Source organism: Chryseobacterium aahli, from assembly GCF_022699665.1.
In the GTDB taxonomy this organism is placed as follows: domain Bacteria; phylum Bacteroidota; class Bacteroidia; order Flavobacteriales; family Weeksellaceae; genus Chryseobacterium; species Chryseobacterium aahli.
Window position 1 is genome coordinate 345066 of record NZ_JALDNB010000003.1, and the last position, 14437, is coordinate 359502.

13 protein-coding genes are annotated in these 14437 nt (G+C 34.2%); 8 read left to right on the plus strand and 5 right to left on the minus strand.

What is annotated here, in order from left to right:
- Positions 1-46: 46 nt before the first annotated feature.
- Complete coding sequence (locus MQX03_RS07705; protein WP_242802393.1) at positions 47-403, minus strand: hypothetical protein; 357 nt, start codon at positions 401-403, stop codon at positions 47-49.
- A 101-nt stretch (positions 404-504) separates the two neighbouring features.
- Between MQX03_RS07705 and MQX03_RS07710 the strand changes: the two genes are divergently transcribed.
- The 3 genes from MQX03_RS07710 (at position 505) to MQX03_RS07720 (ending at position 2177) form a co-directional block, all read left to right on the plus strand.
- Positions 505-777 (plus strand): DUF1294 domain-containing protein, encoded by a 273-nt coding sequence (locus tag MQX03_RS07710; RefSeq protein ID WP_242802394.1) that lies wholly within the window; start codon positions 505-507, stop codon positions 775-777.
- Between the two features lie 134 nt (positions 778-911).
- Positions 912-1460, plus strand: coding sequence for a type 1 glutamine amidotransferase domain-containing protein (locus tag MQX03_RS07715; protein ID WP_242802395.1), 549 nt, complete (start codon positions 912-914; stop codon positions 1458-1460).
- Between the two features lie 330 nt (positions 1461-1790).
- Positions 1791-2177: a hypothetical protein gene (locus MQX03_RS07720; RefSeq protein ID WP_242802396.1), complete on the plus strand. Its 387-nt coding sequence runs from the start codon at positions 1791-1793 to the stop codon at positions 2175-2177.
- Positions 2178-2256: 79 nt separating this feature from the next.
- On the opposite strand, the gene MQX03_RS07725 is transcribed toward MQX03_RS07720, so the two are convergent.
- From MQX03_RS07725 to MQX03_RS07740, 4 genes are all read right to left on the minus strand, one after another.
- Positions 2257-4518, minus strand: a complete 2262-nt coding sequence (locus MQX03_RS07725) for a glycoside hydrolase family 3 C-terminal domain-containing protein (protein WP_242802397.1) — start codon at positions 4516-4518, stop codon at positions 2257-2259.
- A gap of 478 nt (positions 4519-4996) precedes the next feature.
- Positions 4997-5806 carry a methionine ABC transporter substrate-binding lipoprotein MetQ gene (metQ, locus tag MQX03_RS07730; RefSeq protein WP_242802398.1) on the minus strand — a complete coding sequence of 270 codons (810 nt, stop codon included), beginning with the start codon at positions 5804-5806 and terminating at the stop codon, positions 4997-4999.
- Positions 5807-5852: 46 nt separating this feature from the next.
- Positions 5853-6509, minus strand: coding sequence for a methionine ABC transporter permease MetI (gene metI, locus MQX03_RS07735; RefSeq protein WP_129534458.1), 657 nt, complete (start codon positions 6507-6509; stop codon positions 5853-5855).
- Positions 6502-7530, minus strand: coding sequence for a methionine ABC transporter ATP-binding protein (locus tag MQX03_RS07740; RefSeq protein ID WP_242802399.1), 1029 nt, complete (start codon positions 7528-7530; stop codon positions 6502-6504). The genes metI and MQX03_RS07740 overlap by 8 nt, the downstream gene beginning before the upstream one ends.
- Before the next feature lie 347 nt (positions 7531-7877).
- Between MQX03_RS07740 and MQX03_RS07745 the strand changes: the two genes are divergently transcribed.
- From MQX03_RS07745 to MQX03_RS07765, 5 genes are all read left to right on the plus strand, one after another.
- A complete protein-coding gene (locus MQX03_RS07745; protein WP_242802400.1) occupies positions 7878-8624 on the plus strand; it encodes a metallophosphoesterase in 747 nt (248 codons plus the stop codon).
- Positions 8625-8744: 120 nt separating this feature from the next.
- Positions 8745-9299 (plus strand): DUF2652 domain-containing protein, encoded by a 555-nt coding sequence (locus tag MQX03_RS07750; RefSeq protein ID WP_242802401.1) that lies wholly within the window; start codon positions 8745-8747, stop codon positions 9297-9299.
- A gap of 111 nt (positions 9300-9410) precedes the next feature.
- Entirely contained in the window at positions 9411-10730 is a 1320-nt protein-coding gene (locus MQX03_RS07755) for a phosphoribosyltransferase-like protein (RefSeq protein WP_242802402.1), read from the plus strand.
- A 284-nt stretch (positions 10731-11014) separates the two neighbouring features.
- On the plus strand, positions 11015-12166 hold the full coding sequence (locus MQX03_RS07760) for a reverse transcriptase family protein (RefSeq protein WP_242802403.1): 1152 nt from the start codon (positions 11015-11017) through the stop codon (positions 12164-12166).
- Positions 12167-12225: 59 nt separating this feature from the next.
- A complete protein-coding gene (locus tag MQX03_RS07765; RefSeq protein ID WP_242802404.1) occupies positions 12226-14352 on the plus strand; it encodes a type IA DNA topoisomerase in 2127 nt (708 codons plus the stop codon).
- Positions 14353-14437 lie beyond the last annotated feature (85 nt).

Consider the following 14437-nt stretch of genomic DNA (forward strand, 5'->3'; position numbering starts at 1 on the left):
TGTCTTTGAGATTGCTTCTCTTCGCTCGCAATGACTAAAATGAAAATCAATTCAAAAACTCATTCGTATTAATCCTAACACAATACTCACTCCCCAAATACAGAGGATTACCATGCTTCTCAGACCAGAAGCCATCCAGAATATCCTTTGTGAGACAACGGTAAACAGCAGTTCCTTTGTAGATTTTCTGATCATCGCCTTCATAATTAAAGTTGATCAATAAAATATCATCTTTAAAAAAACCTGTACCATTTTGTTCGTGGTCGCCGATTATCCATTGGGCGATGATGCGGTTGTTTTCATCAAGAGAAAGAGTCAATATTCCGTGATAGGAAATGTGATCCGATTCTTCCTGATTACTGCCCTGAATAGAGTAGCTGCCTGCCAAATCCTGTACTGTCATTGATTTAATTTTTATGGATAACAAATTTAGAAACTTTTATAATGTCGGAATCAGGATAAAACGTGTTTTCTGATATTTATTTTTGTTTTAGATTTGCGGTAATGTTCTACCTATTTTTAATAATCAATCTGATCACTTTCACAATCTTTGCTTTGGATAAATGTAAAGCGACCCAACACAAAAGAAGAATTTCTGAGTTTTCTTTGCTAACCTTGACGTTTATTGGAGGGACAGTCGGATCCATTTTGGCAATGCTGATTTTCAGACATAAGGTTTCTAAGAAAAGTTTTTTGCTTAAACTGTGCGGAATTATTGTATTGCAGATTATTATTTTTGTTGGATACCGGAACTGGGGTGTGGGAAGTTTTGAGTAGATTGAAAATCAGGAAACTGACAACCAAAAACTGACAACCAACAACGAATTTAACACTTTTTAAATACCACATCACTAAGTCACGGCATTATATTTTCTTAGTCATTAGCATATAACACCAAAAAATAAAATAATATGTCAAAGAAAATTGCAATCTTAGCAACACACGGATTTGAAGAAAGCGAATTAAAATCTCCCAAAGAACATTTAGAACAACAAGGCTGGACAGCTCATATCGTCAGCCCAAAGGCTGGAACCATCAAAGCATGGGCAGAAAAAGACTGGGGACAGGAATATAACGTCGATAAAACTTTAGATGAGGTTTCTGCCTCAGAATACGACGCCTTGGTACTTCCGGGAGGTGTTATCAATCCCGATCAGTTAAGAACGAATGATAAAGCTTTGTCTTTTGTTCAGGATTTTTTCAAACAGCATAAACCGGTCGCTGCCATCTGCCACGGACCGCAAATTCTGATTAATGCAGGGGCTGTTGAAGGTAGAAATCTAACTTCTGTAGATTCCATCAGTATCGACCTTAAAAATGCAGGCGCACAATGGGAAGACAGCGAAGTAGTGGTAGACAATGGTTTGGTTACAAGCCGTACTCCCGAAGATCTTCCTGCCTTTAACGCCAAAATGGTGGAAGAAATTAATGAAGGGCAGCATGAAGATCAGAATTTGTAATATTTTCTAGGTTCTTTTGCCTTGATGCAAAAAGAAGACGTAAAATAATCTCAGCAAAATATAATCAAGACGGAAAGCTTCTGATAAAATTTAAAGTTTTATTAGGAGCTTTTTCCCGCTTTCCACTATATCTTTTGTTCCGCTTTGCTGCACAAAAGGATGTCGTTGCAATCGGGGCTAGGATTTTCGTTATTCCTTAAAATATTTTAGAATTAAATCAACTTTGTCATTTTAGTGATCTCAGTTCAAAAATTTTTTACTCTACAAATATATCTTTGAAAATATTATTTTTTCGATATATATTTATATTATTAATTTTTAAAAAGAACCATGAAAAAAGTAACATTTAATTTAATCGTTGGAGCCGGATTAGTTTTAGGAACGGCTGCCTTATTTGGACAAAAATCTTTTAACACAATTACTCCAGTTACATTAGCTGAAAAAAAACAGGATGCCGGTGTTGAAGGCACTTGGAAACTCTATAAAGCAGATGGAAAAGTCGTGAAGGAAAACGTAACAAAAATATTTGCTGCTAACGGTGTAATTATTACAAAATACCCAAAAAGAACAACAAAAACGAAATGGAAAATAGAAAACGGAAAGCTTTGTACGAATGATTATGATCGTGATGAGTTTCAATGCAACGACTATAAAGTCACAAAAACTACTTTAACGTATACTTTTTTGAATTCAGAAATAATTTACACTCGTAAATAATATATTTTAATAGATAACTTTTGAAAATAAAAATGCCCGAAGAAATTCGGGCATTCGTTTTAGAAATATATAATTAAAATTACTTCAAAGTAAACTTTACCTTAGTTTTAATCGCATCAGAAGAGTTTCCGATTTGCGCTTCAAAATCTCCAGGTTCTGCAACCCAGTCGTGCTTTTGAGCATCAAAATAACTTAACGCCGTTTTGTCGATTGTGAAAGTCACTTCTTTTTGTTCACCAGGATTTAAAAATACTTTTTCAAAACCTTTCAACTCCTTTGCCGGGCGTTCAACAGATGATTTTACGTCGGTGATGTATAACTGAGCCACTTCAGCACCGGCTTTTTTACCTGTGTTTTTTACAGTAACCGTGAACGTGATTTTATCGTCCTGAGTCATCGCTGATTTGTCTGCTTTTGCTTTTCCGAACTCAAAAGTGGTGTAGCTTAAACCATGACCGAAGCTGAATAATGGTTTGATCTTTTTGGTGTCGTGCCAACGGTAACCTACAAAGATTCCTTCGTTGTATTTTATGTTGATCGGGTTTTTCTGGTCTTTACCTTTTCCTGCTGCTAACTCTTCTTTATTTCCGGGATATTCTCCCATTGTGTGAGCTGAGTTGTCTTCCAGCTTTACAGGAAATGTAAACGGAAGTTTTCCTGAAGGATTCGCATCACCCGACAAAACGGAAGCGATAGAATTTCCTGCTTCAGAACCTAAGTACCAACCCTGAACAATAGACGGAACTTCTTTAATCCACGGCATGGCTACTGCATTTCCGCTTACTAAAACTACGGTGAAATTCTTATTTGCTTTTGCCAAAGCGGAAATTACATTGTCCTGATTATACGGAAGTCCGTAACTTTTTCTGTCATTTCCTTCACTGTCCTGAAAATCAGATTTGTTTAATCCACCTATAAAAATCACATAGTCTGATTTTTTAGCGAGTTCAACAGCTTCATTCAGTAATTCTTCAGGCGAACGGCTATCTTTTAAGTCTTGACCCGATTTTACACCGTTGTATTCTCCACCCACATCTCCTACGTAACCTCTTGCAAACTGTACGTCAGAGTTCTTACCAAACTTTGTTTTGATTCCGTCTAAAGGTAAAGTTTCATATTTTACCTTTAAAGAAGATGAACCACCACCGACAGTCATTACCTTGATAGCATTTTCGCCAATAACGGCAATTTTTTTAGCTTTATTGATGTCGATGGGAAGTACGTTTCCTTGATTTTTCAACAAAACGATTCCTTCTTCACCGATTTCTTTTGCAACAGCTTTATGTTCGTCAGAAGCAATGTTTCCAAAAGGTTTTTTGGTGCTCATCGTTGTTTTATAGGCTAGACGTAAAAGTCTGGTTACTTTGTCGTCAAGCTCTGCAGTTCCTACTTTTCCTGATTTAATTAAATCTAAATAGGGTTTTGCTAAATAATAATTGTCATAAGCATTTCTTGTTCCGGCAGAAAGTCCGTTTGTCCAGCTTCCGAATTCTACGTCTAATCCGTTGTGAATCGCTTGCTCCGTATTGTTTACTGCACCCCAGTCTGAAACCACCACGCCTTTGTATTTCCATTCTCCTTTCAGAATGTCATTTAAAAGATATTTGTTCTGACTTGCGTACTGATTTTTGTACATATCATAAGCGCCCATAATCGTCCAAGAATCTCCCTCCGTCACAGCCGCTTTGAAAGGCGGAAGGTAAATTTCATACAACGTTCTGTCATCCACAATCACATTGCTTGTATGACGGAACATTTCCTGATTGTTTAAGGCAAAATGTTTCACAGAAGTGGCTACTCCGTTGGATTGTACTCCCTGAATGTACGGAACGACCATTTTGGAAGTCAGATACGGATCTTCTCCCATGTATTCGAAGTTTCTTCCATTCAAAGGTGTTCTGTAAATGTTAACTCCTGGCCCTAAAAGAATGTCTTTCTTTCTGTATCTTGCTTCCTCACCTAATGCCTTACCGTAGTTCCAAGACATTTTCTTATTCCATGTTGCGGATAAAGCTGTTAGAGCAGGGTAGGCGATAATCGAGTCGTTGGTCCATCCGGCCTGATCCCATTCATCCCACATTACTTCTGGGCGAACTCCATGCGGGCCGTCTGTTGTCCAGAATTCAGGAATTCCTAATCTCGGAACACCAGGCGAACTGAACTTTGACTGTGCGTGAAGCATCGCAATTTTTTCTTCCAGTGTCATTCTGGAAAGCGCATCCTTAATTCGCTGTTCAACAGGTTTAGATTCGTCTAAATAAACAGGAGTAGTATTGGTTTGAGCCATTGCTGAGGCAGATATTAACGTAAACAAACTTAAGAGTACAGTTTTCTTCAACATAAAAAACTTTTTATTTGATTACTTACAAAAGTAGGTAAAATAATCATTATCTCAAATTGAGAAAATAAGTTTTTTTGAAAAATGGTTATTTTTAACCAATATACTGTGATTAATTGTAGGGTTAATTTTTCACATTTTAAATATTTAAAAATTTAAATGTGAAAAATTATTCTCGCAAATTATACAGATTAATAAAAGCGTAAAATAAAATCTGCCTAATTAGCTTAATCAGCGAGATAAATTTTTTAATTATTTAGTGAGAATAAAAATAATTTTAAAATAAAAACACCGCTTCGGAGGCAATGGTTTTTCCGAAACGATGTTTGCATATAATAGATCTTTTACAAGTTCAATGTTTAATATTGTTTAGCTACTCCGTCTTTTTGCTTTTGTAAAAATCCATCCCTTCAGAGAAGGGGCATTTTTAGTTTCACCATCAACCATCAACCATCAACTGCCAACTGCCAACCAACAACTATTACTTCCAGCCTTTTACAGCGCCGCCTTTGAAAATTTCTTTGGTTTTGTCTTCCACTTCTTTAGACTGATACGCTTTTAAAAAGTTCTTCACTTTTTCATCATTCTTATTGTCTTCTCGTGAAACCACAACATTCATGTAAGGAGAATCTTTATCTTCTTTAAAGATTCCATTTTTGTTGGCGTCTAGTCCGGCTTGTGCTGCAAAATTATTATTGATAATAGCGATTACGACTTCTTTATCATCCAGAACCCTCGGAAGTTGAGGTGCTTCTATTTCGAGAATCTTCAGCTGTTTTGGATTTTCAGCAATGTCGGTTACTTTTGGCAATAATCCGATTCCGTCTTTTAATTTTAATAAACCATTTTTCTGTAAAAGAAGAAGAGAACGACCTCCGTTGGTGGGATCATTTGGAATCACAATTGTACTTCCGTTTTGCAATTCACTAATATTTTTTATTTTTTTCGAATAAGCGACAATGGGGTAGACGAAAGTGTTTCCCACAACGGCAAGTTTATAACCTCGCTGTTTAGATTGTTCATTAAGATATGGAACATGCTGAAATGCATTGGCGTCGATGTCTCCATTGTTCAAAGCCTCGTTGGGAACTACATAATCGTTGAATGAAACAAGCTCCACTTCAAGATTATATTTCTCTTTGGCTACTTTTTTTGCAGTTTCGGCAATCTCTTGTTCAGGTCCGGAAGTTATCCCGACTTTAATGAAATTAGGATCATCTTTTCTAGGTGAACTGCACGCCCCGAATAACAGCAATCCAGCTGCTAAACTTAGAATTTTTATTTTTTTCATTGTAAATTATTTTTTATTAACTGTATAACTATAAAACTGTTTAAACTCATCGATGATCAAACCTCTTCGCCAATCTGTCGCCCGAAAACTGAATGATAAACACCAAAGCGACCAAAAGACCAAGCACAAGATTCATAATCAACGCATCATAACCAATATATCCGTACTGATACCCGATTTGTCCCAATCCACCGGCTCCCACAGCTCCACCCATTGCGGAATATCCGACCAAAGTGATAAGAGTGATCGTCGCATTATTAATGAGTGAAGGCAAAGCTTCTGGCAGTAAAACTTTTTTAATAATCTGAAACGGTGTCGCTCCTAAAGCTCTTGCCGTTTCGATCAAACCATTCGGAATTTCCAAAAGACTGTTTTCTACTAATCTTGCGATAAATGGTGCTGCACCGATACTCAAAGGAACCAACGCAGCATTCATTCCGATGGAAGTTCCGACCAAAGATCTTGTGAAAGGAATCATCCAGACAATCAAAATAATAAAAGGAATTGACCTAAAAATATTAACCAAAACCGACAGAATTCTATTGTAAATGGTATTTTCTAAAAGCTGCCCTTTTCGGGTAATAAAAAGCAGAATTCCGATCGGAAGGCCAAGCACGAAACCGAAAAATCCTGATACAAAAGTCATATAAACGGTTTCCCAGACTCCTTTTGAAAGAAGTGAAAGTACAGTGTCACTAAGCATATCCTTTTAAAGTATTTTGAATGTTATTCTGATTAAAATAATAGATGGCTTTCTGGTTTTCTTCACTCTCACCTTTCAGGTGCAGAAGAAGTTTTCCAAAATTGGAATCTCCCAAATATTCCACATCAGCTTTAAGAAGTTTGTATGGAATTTTATATTGATCGTAAATGATTGAAAGCAGTTCTTCAACGCTTATTTTTTCGTTTAATTCGATTTCAACCAACGGAAAAAGTCCGTCTTGCGGCTCTTTCTGTAGTTTTTTGTTGAGTTCTTGCGGTATAGTCATAACACCTGAGTTTAAAAATTGTTTAATGATAGGATTGTCTTTGTTGGAAATAATTTCGCTCAAAGTTCCTTTTGTTACTAATTGTCCTTTGTCGATGACGGCAACATGGTTGCAGATCGCTTTGATGACTTCCATTTCGTGGGTGATCAGTAAAATCGTGATTCCCAAACGGTGGTTGATGTCTCTCAGCAACTGCAAAATAGATTGCGTGGTTGCCGGATCGAGCGCGCTTGTCGCTTCGTCGCAGAGTAGGAGATAAGGATCATTGGCTAAAGCTCTCGCAATGGCAACCCTTTGTTTTTGTCCACCCGATAAACTTTTAGGATAATCATGAGCTTTATCTTCCAAGCCTACAATTTTTAAAAGTTCGCTGACCTTTTCTCGGATTTTTTCTTTACTTAAATTGTCCAATTCCAGTGGAAGTGCGATATTTTCAAAAACTGTTCTCGATGAAAGCAGATTAAAATGCTGAAAAATCATCCCGATTTTTTTACGCTCTTTGGCGAGTTGTTTTGATTTTAATTTTGTGAAATCTGTTCCCTTGATGATGATTTGTCCGTTATCAGGTCTTTCCAGAAGATTGACGGTTCTAATCAAAGTACTTTTTCCGGCTCCCGAAAATCCGATGATTCCTACGATATCGCCTTTTTCAATGCTGAGATTGACATCATCTAAAGCTTTAAAAGATTGCTTTTTCTGATGAAAAGTCTTTGATATGTTTTTGATTTCTATCATTTTTTTGAATTGTTGTTAAATAAAAAAGGCTCTACAACGTGGTAAAGCCTTTAAAAATATGTCATAATAAAAGTAAGGTCATCCACTAAAATTCACATATAAAGGCATGCAGCATTGCATCATCATATTATTGATGTTGATCATCTTCATTGTATTGTATCTGAAATTTGTTTTCATTTTCATTTCCAAACCTGATTACGGGTGCAAATATAAAACATATATTTTTATTAGTCTACTTTTTTTGTAGACTTTTTAATGATTCATATTTAATCTTTTGATTTTTAGAGTTTTATTTTTTTAATTAAGTTGATATTTCAGTTTTATTTAAATTAAACTATTTTTAAAATATGAAAATTCAAATCATTAGCGACTTGCATCAGGAATTTGGTTCAACAGATTTATCTTTTGATAACGCAGATGTTGTTGTGCTGGCAGGAGATGTCAATTTGGGAACAAAAGGAATTGAGTGGATCAAAACTAAAATTTTTGACAAGCCCGTCATTTACGTTCTTGGAAATCATGAATATTACAAAGGTTCTTATCCGAAAACTTTAAACAAAATAAAAGAAGCTGCAAAAAATTCCAATGTATTTGTTCTGGAAGATTCTTTTGTAGATATTGAAGATGTAAGATTTCACGGAGCAACTTTGTGGACAGATTTTTCGATTTTCGGAAGTCCGATGGCTTACGGAAGTCTTTGCCAAACTCAGATGAATGATTATAAATTAATCAGACGCGATCCTTCTTATTCTAAAATGCGCAGTATTGATACTTTCAAAATTCATCAATTCTCAAGGTATTGGCTCAAGGAGAGTCTGGAAAATTCAAAAGGAATGAAAAATATTGTCGTTACGCATCATGCGCCAAGCTTAAAATCTGTTTCTGAACATTTTAAAAATGATCCGGTCACTTCAGCGTATGCTTCCAATCTTGAAAACTTTATTGAAGAATATCAGCCGTTGTATTGGATTCACGGACACATTCATACGCCTACAAGATATAAAATTGGCAACACAGAAATTATCTGCAATCCTCACGGCTATGTTACTGAAAAATATAATGGCCATGAGAAAGAGTTAATCGTCAAAATTTAATGCTCCTACGATTTCATATAATTTTACCATTTTAAAAAATGTACAAGATTTTCAAAATCCCATAAAGTAAAAACCTCACTTCTTCGTCTCTATCAGCAAAGGTTTTAAACCATGAAAACAATGAAGAATACAAACATTCAAGACGGAATTATTCTGATTCCTGATTTCAGTGGATTCACTGAATTTGTGTTCAATACAAAACTTTATACCGGAGAATATATTGTAAGACAACTACTTTCTATTTTGATTGATGTAAACAATCAATATTTTGATATTTCTGAAATTGAGGGCGATGCGATTTTGTTCTATAAATACGATCAAAAACCTTCCTACCAAAAAGTTTCTAAGATGCTTCGAAATATGAGAAATGCTTTCAATATGAAAATTTTGGAACTGAGTGAAATGTTGAATACCACCATTGAATTATCATTAAAATTTATCGTTCACTACGGAAAATTTACACAATACAACATCGGAAGTTTCAAAAAACTATACGGAAAACCCGTAATAGAAGCTCATCAAATGTTGAAAAATGATTTGGCTGAGCAACCTTCTTATGCTTTATACAGTCATTCTTTTTTGGAGAGTTCTCAGAAGGACGATGCGGATTCAAATAAAGAACCGATGCACGTATCAGAAGTTGGAGCGATTCAATATTTTGGAAATATAGATTAGCAATTTATTATTTATTATTCTTTGTTATTTACTTTTCAATATTCGGAGAATTTTGGAGTTTTTTTGTTTTAGTTCTAAAACTTCTATATCTTTAAAATGTGATAAAAAATTATGGCTGGAAATTTTATTTTTAATAGAGAGAATATTAGGCAAGTTGAATTATTGCTACCCAAACTTAAATACTCTGTATTGCCTACAGAAATTATAAAATGGTTAGAAAATTTTGAAGACGATGATATTCCACATGCATTAGATATTCTAAAAGTATTCGAATATATATCGTTTAATGAATTCATGAATAGAATAAATAGTCTATTAAAGGAGGCATATAAAATGATTCCTATTAATGAAAGAGCTATTATATTTCCTTATGGTAAAGTTGGCAAAAGTGGAACCTTAGTTACGTATCCATTATCACATACAAATGCTTATAAAAAAAGAGAAATAGAAGCTAAAGCAGCTTTTTTTAAAAATAGAAAATATGATCATAATATCATAACACATGATTTAAAGAATATACCTAATCCGAATGATTTTAAACACATTATTTTTTTAGATGATTTTATAGGTAGTGGAAAAACTTTTGTAAAAGCTATCAATGATGAAGAAACGAAAGATTGGTTAAATTGTTATAAGCTTAATAGTTATTTTTTGCTAAGTTCGATCATCATGAAAGAAGGTGAAGAGTATATTCTTTCTAAGTTTTCAAAACAGAAGCTAATTATTTGTGGGGAGAGAAGATATAAAGTTTTTGACTCAAAAAATTCTGTATTTAAGTTGTTTAGCAATCATAAGACAATTGAAAATTTAGTTAAAACTTACGGTAATGAAATAATAGTTAATTATAATCCACTTTCGACAGCACCATTAGGTTATGATAATAGTGAATCATTAATCTCTTTTTTTCATGGAACGCCTAATAATACACTTTCGATAATTTGGGGAAATAATAAATGGAGACCACTGTATCCAAGGGCTGCTGAATTAAGAATTTCAGAAGCTTCAAAATATAAAAGAAATATAAAATATTACATACTATTATGTGAAAAATTAGGAATCAATATTTTTGATGGTTTAAATAAAATTGATGATTTACCTGATAAAAGAAAAGAGGATACTATCAAAAGAAAATCACAAAATCACTCAATTATTGCCTTATTAAATTTAAAAAACAAAGGATATGAAAATATTTATATTTGTCAATTGTTAGGTTTGACTAGAGAAGAATTACATGATGTTTATATTGAAGCTAGAAATAAAAAACTTGTTAATTCTGAGTACACAAAAATTACAAATAAAGGATTTGAAATTCTCAAAGAAATGAAAGAACTTTCAAGCAAATATATTAATCGACGAGAAATTGAAAAAAATCTTGTAATAAAAGAAGAGAATAGTTTATATATACCTTTTACGTTCATGGGAATGCAATAATTTGTTAGCATTTATCTGCAAAGATTTCTCAGTGCCGTGTATTGAGAATTAATAAAGAGTCTTTATGACAAACATAATGGCTATAAGCTGATTATTTACAGTTGCAATAAGATTATTCTATATTTCTGAAAATCTAAAAGAAGGAAATGAATTAATTCAAATTAATTGATAAAAATCATTTTCTATAATTGTGGTAACATAATTTCAGAATGATAGCGGCATATGGCTTAACATTACTAGTATTTTATTAAATAAAATTTTAACATTCAAGTATAGTAGTAACAATGAATTCATTCCCAATTGAACGTTTTAAAATATTAGCGAAAGAGCAAGGTCATTCTGACGAATATATAAGAATTTGTTTAGAATATGCTTTAAAATTGACCGAAAAGAAATATCCAGTACTTTTTACTTTAGAACACTTAGCTATAGCAATAGGGGTTAAATCAAGCTTTCTTCGATTACTTATTGGTGATTTAAAAACGGAAGAAAAAATCTCAAAGTTAAAGTACCCATTAAAAGAGAAACGTTATAAACTATTTTTCATCAAAAAGAGAAGAGGAGGTAAAAGAGAGATAATGGCTCCTGATAAAGATGTCAAATATATTCAAAAATGGATTTTGTTTAATATACTTGGAAAATATCCTTTAAGAGACAGTTGTACTGGTTTTAGACCAAACATTTCTATAAAAGATAATGCTTTAATGCATGAAGGTGCATTTAAAATCTTAAAAATAGATTTATTAAAATTTTATGATACTATCACAGAAGAAAGAGTTTATGGAGTATTTAAAAGTATGGGGTATCGTAGTAATTTAGCAGTAAGTTTATCTAAATTGTGTACGTATAAACATAAACCTGAGTATTGGAATAGTTTTAATTCAAAAGAAAAAGAACTTCTAGCTTATTATGTGAAAGAAATGCCTGCGATTTTACCCCAAGGTTGTCCATCAAGTCCAATGTTGGCAAACATCATAGCATCCAAAATGGATTATAGATTTGAAGAATTAGGAAAAAAAATGAGTTTTTCATATTCTAGATATGCAGACGATTTAACATTTTCAATTAAGGGTAATGGGATTTTACCGACTTTATCATTTATAAATAAAATTATTACAGAAGAGAATTTTCATGTAAATACTGATAAAACAAGGTATATGTTAAAAGGACAAAAGCAGTATGTTACTGGATTAACAATTACTAACGGTGTTCACACTTCAAAAAAATATAGAAAAAAAATAGCGAGACATATTCATTTTTGTCGTCGGTTTGGTGTTGAAGTTCATCTAAATAGAATCCGAAAAGATTTTTTAGGATATTCTACTTTAAATTTTCATGACTGGCTTTACGGACATATTTGTTTTATTAATTCAGTTGATAAAGAGTACAGTCAAAAGTTGTTAACTGATTTTAATAAAATTAATTGGTTTATATGATAATATATTCTCAAAAAAAATCCCGACTTTTGCACCCCTTTCAATAATTCCGAATATTCATGAAACTTTGTATTGCCGAAAAACCCAGCGTTGCCAGAGATATTGCCAAAGTATTGGGCGCAACCATGCCTAAGCAGGGCTATATGGAAGGAAACGGCTACTGCGTGACATGGACTTTCGGACATCTTTGTACCCTCAAAGAACCCCATGATTACGGCCCGCAATACAAATCTTGGAATTTGTTTTTGCTGCCGATTATTCCCACCAATTTTGGGATTAAATTAATTCCAAATCAAGGTGTTGAAAATCAGTTTAAAGTCATCGAAAGATTGGTCGCCGAATGTGATGAGGTCATTAATTGCGGGGATGCGGGGCAGGAGGGAGAACTCATTCAGCGATGGGTTTTGCAGAAAGCAAAATGCGACAAACCAGTACAGCGTTTGTGGATTTCATCATTGACGGAAGAAGCAATTAAAGAAGGTTTTCAGAAATTAAAACCAGCCGAAGACTATAAAAATCTTTATCTCGCGGGAAATGCAAGAGCGATAGGAGACTGGTTGTTGGGAATCAATGCCACCCGACTTTTTACTAAAAAATTTGGCGGAAATAAAGCGGTTTTGTCAATAGGAAGAGTGCAGACTCCGACTTTGGCGATGCTCGTTCAGCGTCAGAAAGAAATTGATGCATTCTCCACAGAAGAATATTGGGAACTGAAAACGAAATATCGTGACGTTATTTTCAATGCGGCAATAGACCGTTTAAAAACATTAGACCGAGCCGAAAAAGGTTTGGAATATTTAAAGGTCAACCCTTTTGAAATTCTTTCATTTGAAATCAAAGAAGGAAAAGAAAAAAATCCAAGATTGTTTGACTTGACCGGACTTCAGGTGGAGGCCAATAAAAAGTTTGGTTATTCTGCAGACAGTACTTTAAAATATATTCAGAGTCTTTACGAGAAAAAGCACGTTACGTATCCGCGTGTCGATACGACCTATCTATCCGAAAGTTTATACCCGAAAATAGGAGGGATTCTTCAAAGCATGGTTATTTACAAAGATTTGATTTCGCCTTTGCTGGAACAGCCTATTCCAAAATCGAAAGCAGTTTTTGATGATGCGAAAGTAACCGATCACCATGCGATTATTCCGACTGAAATTCCGCCGACTCAGAATTTAACGAGAGAAGAAAAACTGATTTATGATTTGATTGCGAAACGATTTATCGCCGTTTTTTATCCTGAATGTAAAATTTCAAATACTTTGGTGGAAGCTCAGGTAGGAACGATTCCGTTTAAAACTAGCGGAAGGCAGATTCTTGAACCGGGCTGGAGAGCCGTTTACGCAAAAGATGCCAAAGAGGAACCGACTGATAAAGAAAAAGATAAGGACGAAGAACAGACTATCCCTGAATTTAAAGTTGGAGAAACCGGACCGCACGAACCGATGATTCATCAGGGAAAAACTTCTCCGCCAAAAGCTTATACTGAAGCAACTTTACTTCGAGCTATGGAAACTGCCGGAAAGCAGGTCGACGATGAAGAACTTCGTGAAATGTTGAAAAACAACGGAATTGGTAGACCTTCAACCCGTGCTAATATTATTGAAACGCTTTTCAAGAGAAAATATATTGAAAGGAAAAAGAAAAACTTAGTTGCGACTTCGACAGGAATTCAGCTGATCGATACGATTGAAGATGAATTATTGAAAAGCCCCGAATTAACAGGGGAGTGGGAATTGAAGCTTCGTAAAATCGAGAGTGGTGAATATGAAGCCAATCAGTTCAAAGATGAGTTGATTCAGATGATCAGAGAACTCACCAAAAAAGTCGTTGACGGAAAAGCGAAAGTCTTCACCTTGCATGAAGAAAAAGAAGAGGTTAAAGAAAAGAAAAAACGTGAACCTGCCGTAAAAAAAGAATTACAGTCTTGGGAAGAAACAAAATGCCCGAAATGTAAAGGACACAATTTGATGAAAGGAAAAACCGCAGTCGGATGTTCCGATTTTAAAAACTGCGGCTTCAAAGTTTCATTTGATATTTTTGGCAAAAAGCTTTCCGATAAGCAATTAATGGATTTAGTTTTAAAAGGAAAAACTTCAAGATTAAAAGGTTTCACGACTCATCCAGATAGTTTAAGTGAAGGAATTGTCTCATTGTCTCCTGAATTTATAATTCATTTGAATTCATAATCAATTGATTAATATACCGTTTGTCATTTCGAAGGAATTTAGTTTATTTATTAGATTTTTACAGTCGAGATTCCTCCGGAATGAC